This window comes from Acidiphilium rubrum (genome assembly GCF_900156265.1).
Lineage (GTDB): Bacteria > Pseudomonadota > Alphaproteobacteria > Acetobacterales > Acetobacteraceae > Acidiphilium > Acidiphilium rubrum.
Window position 1 is genome coordinate 14985 of the sequence record NZ_FTNE01000022.1, and the last position, 16324, is coordinate 31308.

Below are 16324 nucleotides of genomic sequence, written 5' to 3' on the forward strand. Positions count from 1 at the left end.
GGGCCGTGGATTTTGAGGCGGTAGCCGTTGTCGGCCACGGAGCGTTGCAGGGCGCGGAAGATCATCGCGAAGCGCTCGGACGGGTCGGCGGGCATGAAGGGCGCGTTCGAGATCATGGCGGGAGATAAGCATGGGGGGTGGGGGGTGAGAAAGGGGTTTGTTAGGGGTTACGTTAGAATTTGAGGTTGTTGGGTGTGGCGGGGCTGGATTGCCGCGCTGCGCTCGCAATGACGTGGTGGGGTTGGGGGTGAGACGGGTTTTGTTAGGGTGTTTGTTAGACTCTTTGGTTTGGGTTTTGGTGGGGGTGGATTGGTGGGGATCGCGGGAGACAAATCGTACGGCTTGCTGTGGTGTTGTGATTGATGGGCTTCGCAAGGGCTCTGCCCATCCTACTTCCTGCTACTTCCTGCTACGTCTTGCTATCAGTTGGCTTGGGCGCAGATTTCGTCGGCCAGGGACAAGGGGTCGACCAGCGTAAAACTTGTCCAGGCGGTGACGTTTGAGTAGGGCCGCAGCGCCGGCGCGATAAAACTTTGTTGGAGGTTTCTGGCGCGCGCCACGGCATTGTAGAAGGGCTTGCCGATGCCGGGGCGCTCGACGAGCAACAATCGGGCGCGGGGCGATGTTGATAGCAGGGCTGCATGAAATGCCGAGCCCATGCATCCGGCGATGACATCCGCGGTGGCGAATCGGTCGACCTGTGCCGCGACAGTCAGGGTCTCCGGGCGCAGGATGTCCCAGCCGCGTGACGCCAATGCGGCTTCGAGCCGATCTTCGCCCTCCAACCGGCCGAATTGCGCCGGCAAGCCGCGGCGCGACAGCCAGACACGGTTGTTGGAACGGGCGTTGGCACGGGCGTTGTCACGGGCGTTGTCTGGCGGCTGATGCGTTGCCAGGGCGTCGACCTGTCTCTCATGCAGGAGATCGGGTGCGACCAGACCCGATTGCGGCAGGATGATTCGCGCGACGGACAGCGGCGCCGAGACGAAGACATGCTCCATCTGATCGAGGCCGAGAAGGCGCCAGAGCTGCTCAAGCCAGCCGGGCCATGCGCGATGTGGCACGGGTAGATCGATCCAGTGCCAGAGCACGGGCAGGTCGGGCCGCTCGCGGATGAACCATAGGCTTGCCAGGGAATCGCGGATGACATGGCCGAAATGGTCCATGAGGACGCCGCCATAGATAAAAATCCGGTGATCGCGCGAAGGGGTCTCGCTGGGCTGGCGCATGGTGAACCAGGGATGGGCGAAATCGGCGATGGGCGCGCCCGATCGGTCGAGAACGCCGAAGCTGTATCCATAGCGACCCGCGCCGTCACGGCGGGACGGCAACAATGTGACATCCGCATGGCTCGACGTTGCGAGCGGGTAGGCCCGTAATGCGGGGATGCCTGGGATGACGCCCGGCGATCCGCCGTCGCCCGCCGGAACGTAACGCCGCTGTTCATCGCGGCCATGCGCCAGGAAATGGGCATAGCCGTTTCTGAATTGTTTGGCATCGACGGCCTGGGCGACATCGGCGTGCTCCAGCAGGTAGCCGCGCTCGGAGAAGTTCGGCGACGGGTCGAACGCGGTTGGCGAGTCGTTCGCGAGGTAGTGATGCAGCGGGCAGGTCCAGACGCCTTGCATGATGGCTTGCGCGACGCTCGGGTATCGTTTGAGATACCATGCGGGATCGAACATGGTGGAGGCGATGGGCGTGAAGCCGGGCACTCGGCTGTGGCGCAGGAATGTGGTGAACGGGCCATCCTGTGCGATCCTGCAGGCGATGTCGTAGGTCGCCAGGGCCTGATAGACATCGGGGTCGAACAGGGGGTGGCCGGAGAGCCCCTCGAACTGTCCGAACTTCAGGAAATGGGCGTAGGCATCGCCGTGGGTGGAGGGGTCGAACGCCTGAGCGTGACGGCGGGCGAACCGGGCGGCGTAATAACCGGCATCGAACAGCCAGGCGGGGTGGGGGTCGAAAGGGTCTGGCATCGCACGACGGTCGTTCACGCCGGCAGTATTCATGGAAAACCGGGATTTGTCGAACCCGGCGTCACGGGGTTGGGGATGGGTATCGAGCGATAGCCATCCCGCCCCGGTTTATTGGTGGGCGAGCGCGTCGATGCGGGCCTGGGCGGTGATCAGGCGATCGGAAGCGTTGCGCCAGGCGGTGGGGTCGGCTTCGTCGACGTCGCGGTATTCGGTTTCGGCGGCGGCGAGTTGTTCGGCGGCGGTGTCACGGTTGATGTCCGCGAGTTTCATGATTTCGTCGGCGAGGACCGTGCAGCGGGTTTCGGTGATTTCCGCGAAGCCGCCGGAGACGAAGAAGCGGTCGATGATTTCATCGTCCTCGTAGATGTCGATCATGCCGCCGCGCAGCGAGGTGATGAGTTTGGCGTGTTCGGGCAGGATGCCGAGGTCGCCTTCGGTGCCGGGGATGACGACCATGGAGACCTGCCGCGCGAGCAGCAGGCGTTCCGGGCTGATGATTTCGAGCGCGAGGGTCATGATGCGGTTGTTTCGGCTCAGACGTTGGCGTTGAGGGATTCGGCTTTTTTCACCGCGTCCTCGATGGTGCCGACCATGTAGAAGGCGGATTCCGGCAGATGATCGTATTCGCCGGCGCAGATGGCCTTGAAGCTGCGGACGGTGTCTTCGACGGCGACGAACAGGCCGGGCGAGCCGGTGAAAACCTCGGCGACGTGGAAGGGCTGCGAGAGGAAGCGTTCGATCTTGCGGGCGCGGGCGACGGTGAGTTTGTCGTCCTCCGAAAGCTCGTCCATGCCGAGAATGGCGATGATGTCCTGCAGGGATTTGTAGCTTTGCAGGATGCGCTGGACTTCGCGGGCGGTGTTGTAGTGTTCCTCGCCGACGATGCGCGGGTCGAGCGCGCGGGAGGTGGAGTCGAGCGGGTCGACCGCCGGGTAGATGCCTTTTTCGGAGATCGCGCGGTTGAGCGTGGTGGTGGCATCGAGATGGGCGAAGGAGGCGGCGGGGGCGGGGTCGGTGAGGTCGTCGGCGGGGACGTAGATCGCCTGGACCGAGGTGATCGAGCCTTTTTTGGTCGAGGTGATGCGTTCCTGGAGCGCGCCCATGTCGGTCGCGAGTGTCGGTTGATAGCCGACGGCGGAGGGAATGCGGCCGAGCAGGGCGGAAACCTCGGCGCCGGCCTGGGTGAAGCGGAAGATGTTGTCGACGAAGAACAGCACGTCCTGGCCTTCCTCGTCGCGGAAATATTCGGCCATGGTGAGGCCGGAGAGGCCGACGCGCATGCGGGCACCGGGCGGCTCGTTCATCTGGCCGTAGACCAGGGCGACTTTGGAGCCTTCGGTGGTGTTCTCGCCGAGTTTGATCACGCCGGCATCGATCATTTCGTGGTAGAGGTCATTGCCTTCGCGGGTGCGTTCGCCGACGCCGGCGAACACCGAGACGCCGCCGTGGCCTTTGGCGATATTGTTGATCAGTTCCTGGATGAGCACGGTTTTGCCGACGCCGGCGCCGCCGAACAGGCCGATCTTGCCGCCTTTGAGGTAGGGGGCGAGCAGGTCGATGACTTTGATGCCGGTGACCAGGATTTCCGAGGAGGTGGCCTGATCCTGGAAGCTGGGGGCGTCGCGGTGGATCGGCATGGTGGTTTTCGCACCGATCGGGCCGCGTTCGTCGATCGCTTCGCCGATCACGTTGAGGATGCGGCCGAGCACTTCGGGGCCGACCGGGACGGAGATGGCGGCACCGGTGTCGGACACTTCGGCGCCGCGGGCGAGACCATCGGTGCTGTCCATCGCGATGCAGCGGACGGTGCGTTCGCCGATTTCCTGGGCGACTTCGAGCACCAAGCGGCGGTCGCCGACCTTGGTTTCGAGCGCGTTGAGGATGAAGGGGAGCTCGCCTTCGAACTGAACGTCGATCACGGGGCCCATGATCTGGGTGATGCGGCCGGTGTTGTTGCTTGCCATGATATTGTTTTCCTATCTCGGGCTCACAGCGCTTCGGCGCCGGAGATGATCTCGATCAGTTCGCGGGTGATGTTGGCCTGACGGGTGCGGTTGTAGTTCATGGTCAGGCGGTTGATCATGTCGCCGGCGTTGCGGCTGGCGCCATCCATCGCGGTCATCTGGCTCGCGTAGAAGCCGGCGCTGCTCTCGAGCAAAGCGCGGTAGATCTGGATGGCGAGGTTGCGCGGCAGCAGGCGGTCGAGCAGGGAGCCGTCATCGGGTTCGATTTCGTAGTCGGCCGTGCCGGATTGTTCGGGTTTTTCGTTGTCGTTCGCGGGGCCGCCGGCGGCCGGGATGAGCGGGGTTTCGGCGACGGTCTGGACCATGACCGAGACGAATTTGTTGAACATCAATGTGCAGACGTCGAATTGGCCGTCGTTGAAGGCAGCGATGATGCGATCGGCGATCGCTTCGGCGTCCTTGAACTCGACGGTTTTGCGGCCGACGAAATTGACGTCGCCCATCATGATGTCCGCCATGTCGCGGCGGAAGGAATCGCGGCCCTTGCGGCCGACCGCGAAGAGCTGGACGGTTTTGCCTTCGGCCTGCAGGGCGCGGACGCGGGCTTTGGCGGCGCGGCTGAGCGAGGAATTGAACGGGCCGGCGAGGCCGCGATCGGCGGTGACGGCGACGATCAGGTGGCGCTTGTCCGCCCCGGTGCCGACCAGGAGTTTCGGCGCGTTGGGATTGCTGGCGGCACCCTGGGCGAGGGCCGCCATCATTGACGCCATGCGGGTGGCATAGGGTTGCGCGGCCTCGGCCTGGCTCTGGGCGCGGCGCAGCTTGGCGGCCGCGACCATTTTCATCGCCTTGGTGATCTTTTGCGTCGATTTGACGCTGGAGATCCGGTTGCGGAGGGATTTCAGGCTGGGCATCGGTTGGGTCCGCCGATCACGCGAAGCTGTTGGCGAAGGATTTGATGAAGTCGATCAGTTTCGCCTCGGTGTCCTTCTTGATTTCACGGTCGTTGCGGATCGCGTCCATGATTTCGGGCGACTGGGCTTTCAGCTCGGAGAGGAGTTGGGCTTCGAAATCGCCGATCCGGTCGATCGCGATGGTATCGAGATAGCCGCGGGTGCCGACGAAGATGGAGACGACCTGCTCTTCGACCGGCAGCGGCTTGTATTGCGGCTGTTTGAGCAATTCGGTGAGGCGGGCACCGCGGGCGAGGAGTTTTTGGGTCGAGGCGTCGAGATCGGAGGCGAACTGGGCGAAGGCGGCCATTTCGCGGTACTGGGCGAGCTCGAGTTTGATCTTGCCGGCGACCTGTTTCATCGCTTTGATTTGCGCGGCGGAGCCGACGCGCGAGACCGAGGCGCCGACGTTGACGGCGGGGCGGATGCCTTTGAAGAACAATTCGGTTTCGAGGAAGATCTGGCCATCGGTGATCGAGATCACGTTGGTCGGGATGTAGCCGCCGATGTCGCCGGCCTGGGTTTCGATCACCGGCAGGGCGGTGAGGCTGCCGCCGCCGAATTCATCGGACATTTTGGCGGCGCGTTCGAGCAGGCGGGAGTGGAGGTAGAACACGTCGCCCGGATAGGCTTCGCGGCCGGGCGGGCGGCGCAGCAGCAGCGACATCTGGCGGTAGGCGACGGCCTGTTTGGAGAGATCGTCGTACACGATCAGCGCGTGCATGGCGTTGTCGCGGAAATATTCGCCCATCGCGCAGCCGGTGTAGGGGGCGAGGAATTGCATCGGCGCCGGTTCGGAGGCGGTGGCGGCGACCACGATGGAGTACTCCATCGCGCCGTTTTCCTCGAGGGTGCGGACCAGCTGGGCGACGGTGGAGCGCTTCTGGCCGATCGCGACGTAGATGCAGTAGAGCTTCTTGTTCTCGTCGTCCTGCGCGTTGAGCGGTTTCTGGTTCAGGATGGTGTCGATGATGACGGCGGTCTTGCCGGTCTGGCGGTCGCCGATGATCAGTTCGCGCTGGCCGCGGCCGATCGGCACCAGGGCGTCGATCGATTTGATGCCGGTCTGCATCGGTTCGAACACCGACTGGCGGGGCATGATGCCGGGGGCCTTGACCTCGACCATGCGGCGTTCGGTGGACTCGATCGGGCCTTTGCCGTCGATCGGGTTGCCGAGGGCATCGACGACGCGGCCGAGCAGCCCCTTGCCGACCGGGACATCGACGATCTTGCCGGTGCGGGTGACGGTGTCGCCCTCGCGGATCGCGCGGTCTTCACCGAAGATGACGATGCCGACATTGTCGTTTTCGAGGTTGAGCGCCATGCCCTTGACGCCGGCGTTCGGGAAATCGACCAGTTCGCCGGCCATGACGTTGGCGAGGCCGAACACGCGGGCGATGCCATCGCCGACGGAGAGGACCTGGCCGGTTTCGGCCACGTCGGTTTCGGTGTCGAAACTGGCGATCTGTTTTTTGAGGATTTCGGAGATTTCGGCGGGACGGATGTCCATGTCAGGCGGCTCCCTTCATTACAAAGCGCAGCCGTTGCAGGCGCGATTTCAAGCTGGTGTCGTAGAGTTTCGAACCGATCTTCACAACCAGGCCGCCGAGGAGGCTGGGGTCGACCGTTTCGCTTATGGTGACGCGGCCGTAGCCGGCTTCCGCGAGGCGGGCGGCGAGTTGGGCGCGCTGGGTATCGGTGAGGGGATGCGCGGAGGCGACATCGGCGGTGATGATGCCGCGCTTTGCCGCGACATAGGACGCGAATCCGCTGATCAGCTCCGGCAGGTCGCGCAGGCGGCGGTTCATGATGGCGGTGCCGATGAAATGGCGCACGAGGTCGGAGAAGCCCTGGCCGGCCAGCACGGCTTCCATCGCGCGCGCGCCTTCGGCGGCATCGATCGAGCGGCTGGCGATGAGCTGGCGGAGCGGGGCGGAGTCGCTGATCAGGGTGCCGAGGGCGGAGATTTCGTTGACGGTCTGGTCGAGCTGCTTGCGCTCATCCGCGAGGTCGTAGAGCGCGCGGGCGTAGCGGGCGGACAGACCGGAGGCGCGGTCGGCGGGCGATGATGCGGCAATGGTGGACGACACAAGTTGGACCCTGCTCTCGGTTCATTCTGACGTTTCAACCCCGGAAGGACGTCTTGCGATGATCGTGCAATCACCATGGGCGCGTCTGTCCGTTCACTCCTTCGAGCGATGCGCGCCACTAGCATAGGCATCCTGTCCGCGCAACGCATTCGAGGTCAGGAATGAGATGGGAGATCACAGGAACGAGATGGGATCGATGTCGATATCGATGCGGGCGGCGCGGGGCAGGGTGGCGCGGGCGAGCCAGGCGCGGATGATCGGTTGCAAAGCGATGGTGCGGGGGGCGCGCAGCAGCAGGCGGCGGCGGTGGCGGCCGCGCAGCATGGCGAAGGGCGCGGGGGCGGGGCCGAGGACGATGACATCGTCGGTGGGGGCGGTGCGGGCGAGGGCGTTGGCGGCGGCATCGGCGATTTCGGCCTGATCGGCGCTGATGATCACGCCGGCGAGGCGGCCGAACGGCGGCCAGTGGCCGGGTTCGCGCAAGCTGGCTTCGGCGGCGCGGAAGCCCGCGAGATCGCCCGAGCAGAGTGCGTGCATCACCGGATGATCCGGCGCGAAGCTTTGCAGGATGACGCGGCCGGGCAAGGCAGCACGCCCGGCGCGGCCGGCGACCTGGTGGAGCAGCTGGGCGCTGCGTTCGCCGGCCCGCAGATCGCCGCCGCCGAGGCCGAGATCGGCATCGACCACGCCGACCAGGGTGAGGTCTGGGAAATGCCAGGCCTTGGCGATCATTTGGGTGCCGATGATGATGTCGACATCGTGCGCGATGATGGCGCGGGTGGCGGCGGCGGCTTGTTCGGGCGTGGTGATGACGTCGCTCGCCATGACGATGCGGCGGGCATCGGGGAAGAGTTCGGCGACCTCCTCGGCGATGCGTTCGACGCCCGGGCCGATCGGGACGAAGCTGTGTTCGGCGCTGCAGGACGGGCAGAGGGTGGGCTGGCGCTCGGTGTGGCCGCAATGGTGGCAGAGCAGGCTGATGCGGGCGCGGTGTTCGACCAGCCAGGCGGTGCAGTTGGGGCAGGTGACGCGGTGGCCGCAGGCGCGGCAGAGGGTGAGCGGGGCGTAGCCGCGGCGGTTGAGGAACAGCATCGACTGGCCGCCGGCGGCGAGCGTGGCGGTGAGGGCTTCGATCAATACCGGGGAGAGGAATTTGCCGCGCGGCGGCGGGGCGAGGCGGAGATCGAGGGTTTCGATGCTCGGCATCGCGGCACCGCCGTGGCGGGCGGTGAGGGTGATGTGGCGGTAGCGCCCGGCCTCGGCATTGATCGCGGATTCCAGGCTCGGCGTGGCGGATGCGAGGATGCAGCCGGCGGCGGCGAGGCGGGCGCGCACCACCGCCATGTCGCGCGCGTGGTAGATGACGCCGTCTTCCTGTTTGTAGGCGGCTTCGTGCTCTTCATCGACGATGATCGCGCCGAGATCGGTGAAGGGCAGGAACAGGGCGGAGCGCGCGCCGAGCACGAGCTGGGCGGTGCCGTTGGCGATGGCGTGCCAGTTGGCGCGGCGCGTCGCGGGCGAGAGGCCGGAATGCCAGAGGGTGGGGGCGGCGCCGAAGCGCGCGGCGAGGCGGGCGGTGAACTGGGTGGAGAGCGCGATTTCGGGCAGCAGGACCAAGGCCTGGCGGCCCTGGCGCAGGGCTTGCGCGACGGCTTCGCAATAGATTTCGGTCTTGCCTGAGCCGGTGACGCCTTCGAGCAAGGTGACGCTGAACACCTGGGCATCGATGCTGGCGCGGATGGCTGCGGCGGCGGCGGCTTGTTCGGGCGAGAAGGTGGGGGGTGCGGCATCCGGATCGAGCCGCGGGGCGCCGGGGTCGCGCCGGATTTGGGTGAGCAGCCCGGCATCGGCCATGGCGCGCACGATGGCGGGCGAGACGCCGGCGGCGGCGGCGAGGGCGGCGGTGTCCGGCCGGTCGAGCGTGGCGAGGGTATCGAGCACGGTTTGGCGGCGGGGGCTGGTTGCGGTGGTGGGGGTGGTCGCGGCCCAGCCGAAGCGGTCGGGCGGGCGGTCGAGCAGGTTGGATTTCAGGGCGAGGGCCAGCACCTCGCCGCGCGGGGCCATGGTGTAATTGGCGACCCAATCGATGAAGCGGCGCAGGGTTGCCGGCAGGGTTGGTGCGTCGATGATGGCCGCGATGGGTTTCAGGCGCTGGTCCGGCATGGCGGCGTCGGGCGGATCGTCCCACACCACGCCGGGCACCATGCGCTTGCCGAGCGGGACGGTGACGATGGTGCCTTGTGGCAAGGTGCCGGGCGTCGTGACGAGAGCGTCGGGCAGGATATAGTCGAACGCGCGGTCGAACGGGTAGGGCAGCAGCACCGCAACGCGGGTCGCGGTCATTGCGCTGGCTCAGACGTTGAAGCGGAACAGCAGGACATCGCCGTCCTGGACGGTGTAGTTGCGGCCTTCGATGCGCAGCTTGCCGGTATCCCGGGCACCGGCTTCGCCCTTGTTGGCGATGTAGTCATCGTACGCGATGGTTTCGCAGGCGATGAAGCCGCGTTCGAAATCGCCGTGGATCACGCCGGCGGCGGCGGGGGCGAGCATGCCGCGCGTGATGGTCCAGGCGCGGGTTTCCTTCGGGCCGACGGTGAAATAGGTGATCAGTCCCAACAGCTCGTAGCCGGCGCGGATCACGCGGTCGAGCCCGGAATCGGACAGGCCGAGGCCTTCGAGGAATTCGGCGCGTTCGTCGAGCGGGAGTTGGGCGACCTCGGCCTCGATCGCGGCGGAGACGACGACGGACCGTGCCCCCTGGGCGGCGGCCATGGCGGCGACGCGCGCGGATTGGGCGTTGCCGGTGGCGGCCGAGGCTTCCTCGACATTGCAGACGAACAGGACCGGCTTGGCGGTGAGCAGGTTGAGGCGCTTGACCGCTTCCTCCTCGCCCTTGGGGATGGCGGTGCGGGCGGGTTTGCCGGCTTCGAGCGCGGCGAGGATGGGTTCGACCAGAGCGAGTTCGGCGGCGGCGATGCGGTCGTTGCCGCGGGCTTTTTTCTGCAGGTTGGGGACGCGCTTGAGCAGGCTGTCCAGATCGGCGAGCATGAGTTCGGTCTCGACGGTTTCGGCATCGCGCAGCGGGTCGATACTGCCTTCGACATGGGTGACATCGTCATCGACGAAGCAGCGCAGCACATGGACGATGGCATCGACCTCGCGGATGTTGGCGAGGAACTGGTTGCCGAGACCCTCCCCTTTTGCGGCACCGCGGACCAGGCCGGCGATGTCGACGAATTCGAGGCTGGTCGGGACGATTTTCACCGATTTGCCGATTTTCGCCAGGGCGTCGAGCCGAGGGTCGGGCACGGCGACGCGGCCGACGTTGGGCTCGATGGTGCAGAACGGATAGTTCGCCGCCTGCGCCGCGACGGTGGCGGTGAGCGCGTTGAACAGAGTGGATTTGCCGACGTTGGGGAGGCCGACGATGCCGCAGTTGAAGCCCATGGTTTTGCCTAGTGGTTGGGTGAGGAAGAAGACTTCTTTTTTGGAAAAAAGAAGCAAAAAACTTTTATTTGCTGGTTCGGGGGCGCACGGCCGTCAGGGGCAATGCACTGGAGTCAGAAAGTTTTTTGGTTCTTTTTTACAAAAAAGAACCCTTACCCTACCCCCTTCGTCTCCAGCGCCACCCTGGTCATGAACTCCTCTGGCTTGCCCTGCGCCAGCAGCGGCGCTGCATCCGACACCGACTCCAGCGTCGGGATCAACCAATCCTCGTCGCCCTTGGCGAAATTGCCCAGCACCCAGCCGTGGACGCGCGCTTTGTCACCCGGGTGGCCGATGCCGAGGCGGACGCGCCAATACTCCGGCGAGGCGAGATGCTGGTCCATGCTGCGCAGCCCGTTGTGGCCGGCGGCACCGCCGCCGTGCTTGACCCGGATTTTGCCGGGAGCGAGGTCGAGCTCGTCGTGGAAAACGGTGATGGCAGCGGGTTCGAGCTTATAGAAGGCGGCGGCCGGCTGCACCGAGAGGCCGGAATCGTTCATGTAGGTCAATGGTTTGAGGGCGACGATTTTTTCGGTACCGATCGTGCCCTCGGCCACCAGACCGGAAAACCGCCGCCGCCAGGGGGTGAACCCGTGGCGGTCGGCGATGATGTCGATCGCCATGAAGCCGATGTTGTGCCGGTGCCGCGCCATTCCCGGTTCGGGATTGCCGAGGCCGACCCACAGCTTCACGGCGGGTTACTTCTTGGCGGCGGGCTTGGCGGCGGCCTTGGCAGGAGCGGCCTTCGCGGCCGGTGCTGCGGCCTTGGCCGGACCACCCTTGCCACCCTTGGCCGGTGCGGCCGCCGGTGCGGCACCCGGCTCGGGCGCTGCTTCGGCGATGACCGTGGGGGCGGCGACCGTCGCGACCACGAAATCGCGGTCGATGATGGTCGGGCGGGTCTTTTCGGTGCCCTTCAGATCGTGCCAGCGGATGTTGTCGTTGATGTCGAGCGGGCCGAGATCGGCTTCGAAATGATCGGGGATCGTATCCGGATCGCACCAGACTTCGACCGAGTGACGCACGACGTTCAGCACGCCGCCGCGCTTCATGCCGACCGAGAGCAATTCGTTCATGAAATTGACCGCAACCGCGACGCGGACCGGCTCACCAACGGCGAGGCGCTGGAAATCGATGTGTTCGGGCTGGTCGGTCACCGGGTGGAACTGCACGTCGCGCATCAGGGCGCGCGTCTTGCCGGTGGCGGTTTCGATTTCGTACAGGCGCGAACGCCAGCCGCCGCGCTTGAGTTCGCGCATCACCACGCGCGGGTCGATCGCGATCAGGCTCGGGTCCTGTTTCGCGCCGTAGATCACGCCGGGCACCATGCCGGCTCGCCGTGTCGCACGCGCCACCCCCTTGCCGGCCCGCGCGCGATCCTCGGCCGCAATAGTCTCGAAATTGGCCATGTGTCGCTCCTTTAACCAATGAAAAAAGGTCGGCCTCCAGGGGTGCCGACTGGGGCGGGCAGTAGCGGATTGGGGGGGGTTAGGCAAGCGGCGGCGGGGTTGCGGGCGGGCGTTATTGACCCGCGTGGGGTTGCGGGGTGGAAAACGGCCGGTGACGGGGCGCACGGAAACTGTTAGCTTTTCGGTAACGTGGGGGGTGTGCATGATTTCATACGGTCCGTTTGGTAATCCGGTCCGGGCGAAAATCGGGCTGAACCGTTTGATCGGTCACAAGCTTGGCGTCACGCGTGCGGCGAACATGGGGATCATGTGGCGAGACGGGGATCAGTGCCAGTTCCTCCAGCCATGTCTGCCGTATCCGAACGGGCATTCGGAACTGATGGTCGTGACGGCGGATCATGTGAAGAAGCCGGCGCCGAAGCTCGATGATGTATCGGCTGGTAAAATGGCTTGGGAGGTGGCGAATGACGTGGCGGACGCGGCGTTCGTTTATCTTTCGGTAGCTGCCGCGACCGCAGCGATCAGCGTTGCCGTCGCCGCTGCTGCGGATGCCACTTTGACGGCTGGTGTTATTTTCATGGTGGCGTTCACGGGCGTTGAAGCTGTGGATGGGTTGGCTCTTCTGACGGCCGATGGAGCGATGACAGTTGTGGACGCGATTGATAAAGCCACCGGAACAAATTACGCGCGGTCCCTGAAATCGAGCAAAATCTACAATTTCATCGAGACTTGGGGGCCGATTATCGCATTGCCGGCGGTTGCGCACGATATATTCCTGGCATCCAGTATTCCGCGCGATGTGCGTCTTTTGACTGAATTACGGGCCCAGATGCTGACGCGCGCGAGAGCGGTGCTGCGGGAAATGAGGGCGACGGAGGCGTTCATCGGCGCCGAGGGCGATCTGGCGGCACGCGATTCATATGAGTTCCTCAAGGAGAGCGTTCATGAGTTGCGGGAGAATCTGGTGGATATCAAGCGCGATCTAAAGCTACTGACGCGTGTTGCATTGCCGGCTGATGCGATCGGTCTGATCAACGATGAAATTAATTGGCACGATATTCGCGATGGTGCGATGGCGGATTTGACCAGCATGGATGTTTCGATACGGAGCGGTTTCACCGGCATCGATGCTGCGGCGGGACGATGGGCGCATAGTGCAGGGGCGTGGTTAGGGGCCGGCACGGCCCGCGCCGCTTCTCATATGCCGCGGCAGGTTGGGTCGAGTTACCAAGCTGCCCGGTTCGGTGGTCTTCATAATAGTCCGGGCGAGGCCAAATTGAAGATTAAGAGCATGTTTCCGATCACGCTGCATCTGATTGGCGGAACCCATGCCAAGCGGGTAAAGGGTAAGAAATGAAGAACTTTCGATTCGATGCAAGGGTACGTGATGATGATCGTTTTGCTGAGGGGAAGCGTTTCGGGTTTTATTTGATTTGTGCGATGTATTCTTATGCTTTTGCACTCATGACTGCTGGAGTTTTGATATTTCGTAGGAGTATAGACTTTGATATAAATTTAATGGTAGTCGTTGGTATAAGTTCCGGCGTTGTCTTTCTGTTTTTTATGTATTTTGGCGCCATCAGAAAGCGAATGATCGTTATTCCCATTCTCAGGGCGTGGACGATCGGCTTTCTTACGTTGCAATGTTTGGTCTTTGTGGTCGCAGTTGCGGTCTGGTTGCATTACGGGGTGCACAATCCGGCGCTTGCAGGGGCAGACAGCGCGCTGGCGGCGGGACTTTCGTTGATCGGCCTGTTTTTCGGAGTGTTCGGCCTGGTGCGTGGCATGAGGCATCGGTGGTTTGAGGCTGTGCTGCTGCCGCGGTAGCGGGGCGGCTTCATGGGCATTGCGGCTACTGCGGGACGATGGGCGCATCGTGCAGCGCATGGTTAAAGGGGCGGTACGGCCCGCGCGGCTTCTCATGTGCCGCGGCAGGTGGGGTCGAGTGACCAAGCTGCCCGGTTCGGTGGTATTCATAATAGTCCGGGCGAGGCCAAATTGAAGATTAAGAGCATGTTTCCGATCACGTTGCATCTGATTGGCGGAACCCATGCCAAGCGGGTGAAAGGCAAGAGATGAAAAATTATCGGTTGGATTCAGGGGAAGGTGAAGATGACCGTTTAGCGGAGGGGAAGCGCTTCGGGTCTTATTTGATTTGTGCAATGTATTCTTATGCTTTTGCACTCACGACTGCTGGAGTTTTGATATTTCGTAGAAGTATGGATTTTGATACTCAAATAATGGTGGCCGTGGGTATAAGTACCGGCGTTATCTTTCTGTTTTTTATGTATTTTGGTGCCATCAGAAAGCGAATGATCGTTATTCCCATTCTCAGGGTGTGGACGATCGGCTTTCTTACGTTGCAATGTTTGGTCTTTGTGGTCGCACTTGCGGTCTGGTTGCATTACGGGGTGCACAATCCGGCGCTCGCAGGGGCCGACAGCGCGCTGGCGGCGGGACTTTCGTTGATCGGCCTGTTTTTCGGAGTGTTCGGCCTGGTGCGTGGCATAACGCATCGGTGGTTTGAGGCTGTGCTGCTGCCGCGGTAGCGGAGCGGCGTGATGATCGAGCGTTTTCTGGTTCTTTTTTGCAAAAAAGAACAGGGCTCCTGGCTTTCCAAGCGTTCAATTGGCGGGTCAGTCGGCGGCGGCCTGGATCGGGTTGATGGCTTCGTCGTGCCAGGCGCTGTCGCCGGTGAGGCGGAGGCGGCGGGTGTGGTATTTCACGATGGTGGAGCGGTGGCCGACGCTGATGATGGTGGCGCGGGGCAGGGCGGTGGTGAGGGTTTGGTACATCAGGGCTTCGTAGTCTTCATCGAGGGCGGAGGTGGCTTCGTCGAGGATGATGACGTCGGGTTCGAGCAGGATGCAGCGGGCGAAGGCGATGCGTTGTTGTTCGCCGGGGGAGAGTTCGCGGTCCCAGGGTTCGGCGGTGTCCAGTTTGGTGGCGAGGCGGCCGAGGCCGACGCTGGTCAGCACGGCGGCGACGCGGGTGGGGTCGAGCGGTTGGTTGTAGGGGAAGGTGAGGCTCTGGATCAGGGCGCCGTTGGGCAGGTAGGGGCGTTGCGGGATGAACAGCACGCGACCGGCGGGGGTGTGGACGCTGCCCGCGCCGAACGGCCAGATGCCGGCGATGGCGCGGATGAGCGTGCTTTTGCCTGAGCCGGTCGGGCCGCTGATCAGCATGCGGTCGCCGGGGGCGACGTGGAGGTTGAGGTTGGCGATCAGGCAGCGATTGTCGGGCAGGCCGAGGGCGAGGTTGTCGATATCGAGGGCGGGGGTGCTGTTGGTGGCGTAGGTGATTTTCGGGGCTGCGGCCTGGGTCTGATGGTGGCGGAGACTGACTTCGAACGTGTAGAGACGATCGAGCACGGCGCGCCATTCGGTGATCGACAGGTAGCCCGAGCCGACCGAGCTGAAATTGTTCAGGATAAAGGCGAAGGCCTGCTGGGTCTGGTTGAAGGCGGATGAAATCTCGATGATGCCGCCGACCAGGATGGTTTTTGCGAGGTAGGCCGGGATTGTTACGATCAGCGGCACAAGGACGGCGGCCTGGTTGAACGAAAAGGTGAAGCCGTTGACGTAGAGGTTGCGATAGATGCGGCGGTGGAAAATATCGACCACCGGGCCGAAGCGGGTTTTCAGGCGTGCGGCTTCGGCGCCGCCGCTGTGGGCGGTGGCGATGGTTTCGGAATTGTCGCGCACGCGGATGAGTTCGAAGCGGAAATCGCCCATGACTTTCTGCTGGATGTTGTTCAGATAGAACAGCGGGCGGCCGATTTTCAGCACGAACCAGGTGCCGGCGATCGCGTAGAGCAGGTTGACCCAGAGCAGCGCGCCGGGGATTTTGACGCCGAAGAAGACCAGCTTGGCGCTGAGCGACCAGAGCAGCACGCCGTAACTGACGATGGTGACGACGGCCTGGAGGGCCGAGATCGGCAGGTTGACGCTCTGGCCGGTAAAGAAATCGATGTCATCGGACATGCGCTGGTCCGGGTTGTCGATTTCCTGGGCGTCGAGTTGCAGACGGTAATGGGTGTTGTTGCTCATCCAGTGGTCGATGATGCGGGTGGTGAGCCAGCGGCGCCAGCGGATTTGCAGGATCTGGATGCAGAATTGCTGGGCGGAATTGATGACGACCCAGCCGAGGGCGAGGGCGCAGAACACCCCGACATTGTACCAGATCAGGCTGATTTGGTATTTCTGCAGCGCGTTCCAGAACGCATTGTACCAGGTGGTGAAGCCCAGGTTGAGGCCGACGATCGACAGGGTGAGGGCGATGATCAGGGACGCGAGGCCGATGGCGCGCCAGCGTTCTTCCGAGCGGAAATAGGGCAGGGCGAGATAGCGGAGCCTGTAGAAAAATCCGGTGCGGGCAAGGTCAGCGTCCATCAATCTCTCCTAGAAGCATCGGCATTGGCCGTGGCGAGCGTCCCTGATTCGTAAA

14 protein-coding genes are annotated in these 16324 nt (G+C 63.7%); 3 read left to right on the forward strand and 11 right to left on the reverse strand.

The annotated features are described in order from the left end of the window. Positions 1 to 422 precede the first annotated feature (422 nt). From BW994_RS14240 to BW994_RS14285, 10 genes are all read right to left on the reverse strand, one after another. On the reverse strand, positions 423 to 1994 hold the full coding sequence (locus BW994_RS14240; RefSeq protein ID WP_139334122.1) for a glycosyltransferase family 61 protein: 1572 nt from the start codon (positions 1992 to 1994) through the stop codon (positions 423 to 425). A 90-nt stretch (positions 1995 to 2084) separates the two neighbouring features. Then, positions 2085 to 2492, reverse strand: a complete 408-nt coding sequence (atpC, locus tag BW994_RS14245) for an ATP synthase F1 subunit epsilon (RefSeq protein ID WP_029312863.1) — start codon at positions 2490 to 2492, stop codon at positions 2085 to 2087. A gap of 17 nt (positions 2493 to 2509) precedes the next feature. Beyond that, positions 2510 to 3940, reverse strand: coding sequence for a F0F1 ATP synthase subunit beta (gene atpD / locus BW994_RS14250; protein WP_029312862.1), 1431 nt, complete (start codon positions 3938 to 3940; stop codon positions 2510 to 2512). 23 nt (positions 3941 to 3963) lie between these two features. Continuing rightward, on the reverse strand, positions 3964 to 4854 hold the full coding sequence (locus BW994_RS14255) for a F0F1 ATP synthase subunit gamma (protein ID WP_076454654.1): 891 nt from the start codon (positions 4852 to 4854) through the stop codon (positions 3964 to 3966). A 16-nt stretch (positions 4855 to 4870) separates the two neighbouring features. Then, the gene (gene atpA / locus BW994_RS14260; protein ID WP_029312860.1) at positions 4871 to 6403 is read right to left on the reverse strand and encodes a F0F1 ATP synthase subunit alpha; all 1533 of its coding nucleotides are present in this window, start codon (positions 6401 to 6403) and stop codon (positions 4871 to 4873) included. Between the two features lies 1 nt (position 6404). Then, positions 6405 to 6983 (reverse strand): F0F1 ATP synthase subunit delta, encoded by a 579-nt coding sequence (locus tag BW994_RS14265; protein ID WP_029312859.1) that lies wholly within the window; start codon positions 6981 to 6983, stop codon positions 6405 to 6407. 174 nt (positions 6984 to 7157) lie between these two features. Further along, positions 7158 to 9326, reverse strand: coding sequence for a primosomal protein N' (locus tag BW994_RS14270; protein ID WP_051657493.1), 2169 nt, complete (start codon positions 9324 to 9326; stop codon positions 7158 to 7160). Between the two features lie 9 nt (positions 9327 to 9335). Continuing rightward, complete coding sequence (ychF, locus tag BW994_RS14275; RefSeq protein ID WP_029312857.1) at positions 9336 to 10430, reverse strand: redox-regulated ATPase YchF; 1095 nt, start codon at positions 10428 to 10430, stop codon at positions 9336 to 9338. Positions 10431 to 10582: 152 nt separating this feature from the next. Further along, a complete protein-coding gene (gene pth, locus BW994_RS14280; RefSeq protein WP_029312856.1) occupies positions 10583 to 11161 on the reverse strand; it encodes an aminoacyl-tRNA hydrolase in 579 nt (192 codons plus the stop codon). Positions 11162 to 11167: 6 nt separating this feature from the next. Further along, entirely contained in the window at positions 11168 to 11878 is a 711-nt protein-coding gene (locus BW994_RS14285; RefSeq protein ID WP_029312855.1) for a 50S ribosomal protein L25/general stress protein Ctc, read from the reverse strand. A 202-nt stretch (positions 11879 to 12080) separates the two neighbouring features. On the opposite strand from BW994_RS14285, the gene BW994_RS14290 reads away from it, so the two are divergent. From BW994_RS14290 to BW994_RS14300, 3 genes are all read left to right on the forward strand, one after another. Further along, the gene (locus tag BW994_RS14290; RefSeq protein ID WP_029312854.1) at positions 12081 to 13235 is read left to right on the forward strand and encodes a hypothetical protein; all 1155 of its coding nucleotides are present in this window, start codon (positions 12081 to 12083) and stop codon (positions 13233 to 13235) included. Beyond that, positions 13232 to 13705 carry a hypothetical protein gene (locus BW994_RS14295; RefSeq protein WP_029312853.1) on the forward strand — a complete coding sequence of 158 codons (474 nt, stop codon included), beginning with the start codon at positions 13232 to 13234 and terminating at the stop codon, positions 13703 to 13705. The genes BW994_RS14290 and BW994_RS14295 overlap by 4 nt, the downstream gene beginning before the upstream one ends. A 392-nt stretch (positions 13706 to 14097) precedes the next feature. Then, a complete protein-coding gene (locus BW994_RS14300; protein WP_217696466.1) occupies positions 14098 to 14427 on the forward strand; it encodes a hypothetical protein in 330 nt (109 codons plus the stop codon). 87 nt (positions 14428 to 14514) lie between these two features. Here BW994_RS14300 and BW994_RS14305 read toward each other — a convergent pair whose 3' ends face one another. After that, positions 14515 to 16269 carry an ABC transporter ATP-binding protein/permease gene (locus BW994_RS14305; RefSeq protein WP_029312851.1) on the reverse strand — a complete coding sequence of 585 codons (1755 nt, stop codon included), beginning with the start codon at positions 16267 to 16269 and terminating at the stop codon, positions 14515 to 14517. Positions 16270 to 16324 lie beyond the last annotated feature (55 nt).

Coding starts and splice junctions, on each gene's coding strand:
- atpC (WP_029312863.1), bottom strand. CDS start 2,492: ATGACCCTCGCGCTCGAAATCATCAGCCCGGAACGCCTGCTGCTCGCG.
- atpD (WP_029312862.1), bottom strand. CDS start 3,940: ATGGCAAGCAACAACACCGGCCGCATCACCCAGATCATGGGCCCCGTG.
- BW994_RS14255 (WP_076454654.1), bottom strand. CDS start 4,854: ATGCCCAGCCTGAAATCCCTCCGCAACCGGATCTCCAGCGTCAAATCG.
- atpA (WP_029312860.1), bottom strand. CDS start 6,403: ATGGACATCCGTCCCGCCGAAATCTCCGAAATCCTCAAAAAACAGATC.
- BW994_RS14270 (WP_051657493.1), bottom strand. CDS start 9,326: ATGACCGCGACCCGCGTTGCGGTGCTGCTGCCCTACCCGTTCGACCGC.
- ychF (WP_029312857.1), bottom strand. CDS start 10,430: ATGGGCTTCAACTGCGGCATCGTCGGCCTCCCCAACGTCGGCAAATCC.
- BW994_RS14285 (WP_029312855.1), bottom strand. CDS start 11,878: ATGGCCAATTTCGAGACTATTGCGGCCGAGGATCGCGCGCGGGCCGGC.
- BW994_RS14290 (WP_029312854.1), top strand. CDS start 12,081: ATGATTTCATACGGTCCGTTTGGTAATCCGGTCCGGGCGAAAATCGGG.
- BW994_RS14295 (WP_029312853.1), top strand. CDS start 13,232: ATGAAGAACTTTCGATTCGATGCAAGGGTACGTGATGATGATCGTTTT.
- BW994_RS14300 (WP_217696466.1), top strand. CDS start 14,098: ATGGATTTTGATACTCAAATAATGGTGGCCGTGGGTATAAGTACCGGC.
- BW994_RS14305 (WP_029312851.1), bottom strand. CDS start 16,269: ATGGACGCTGACCTTGCCCGCACCGGATTTTTCTACAGGCTCCGCTAT.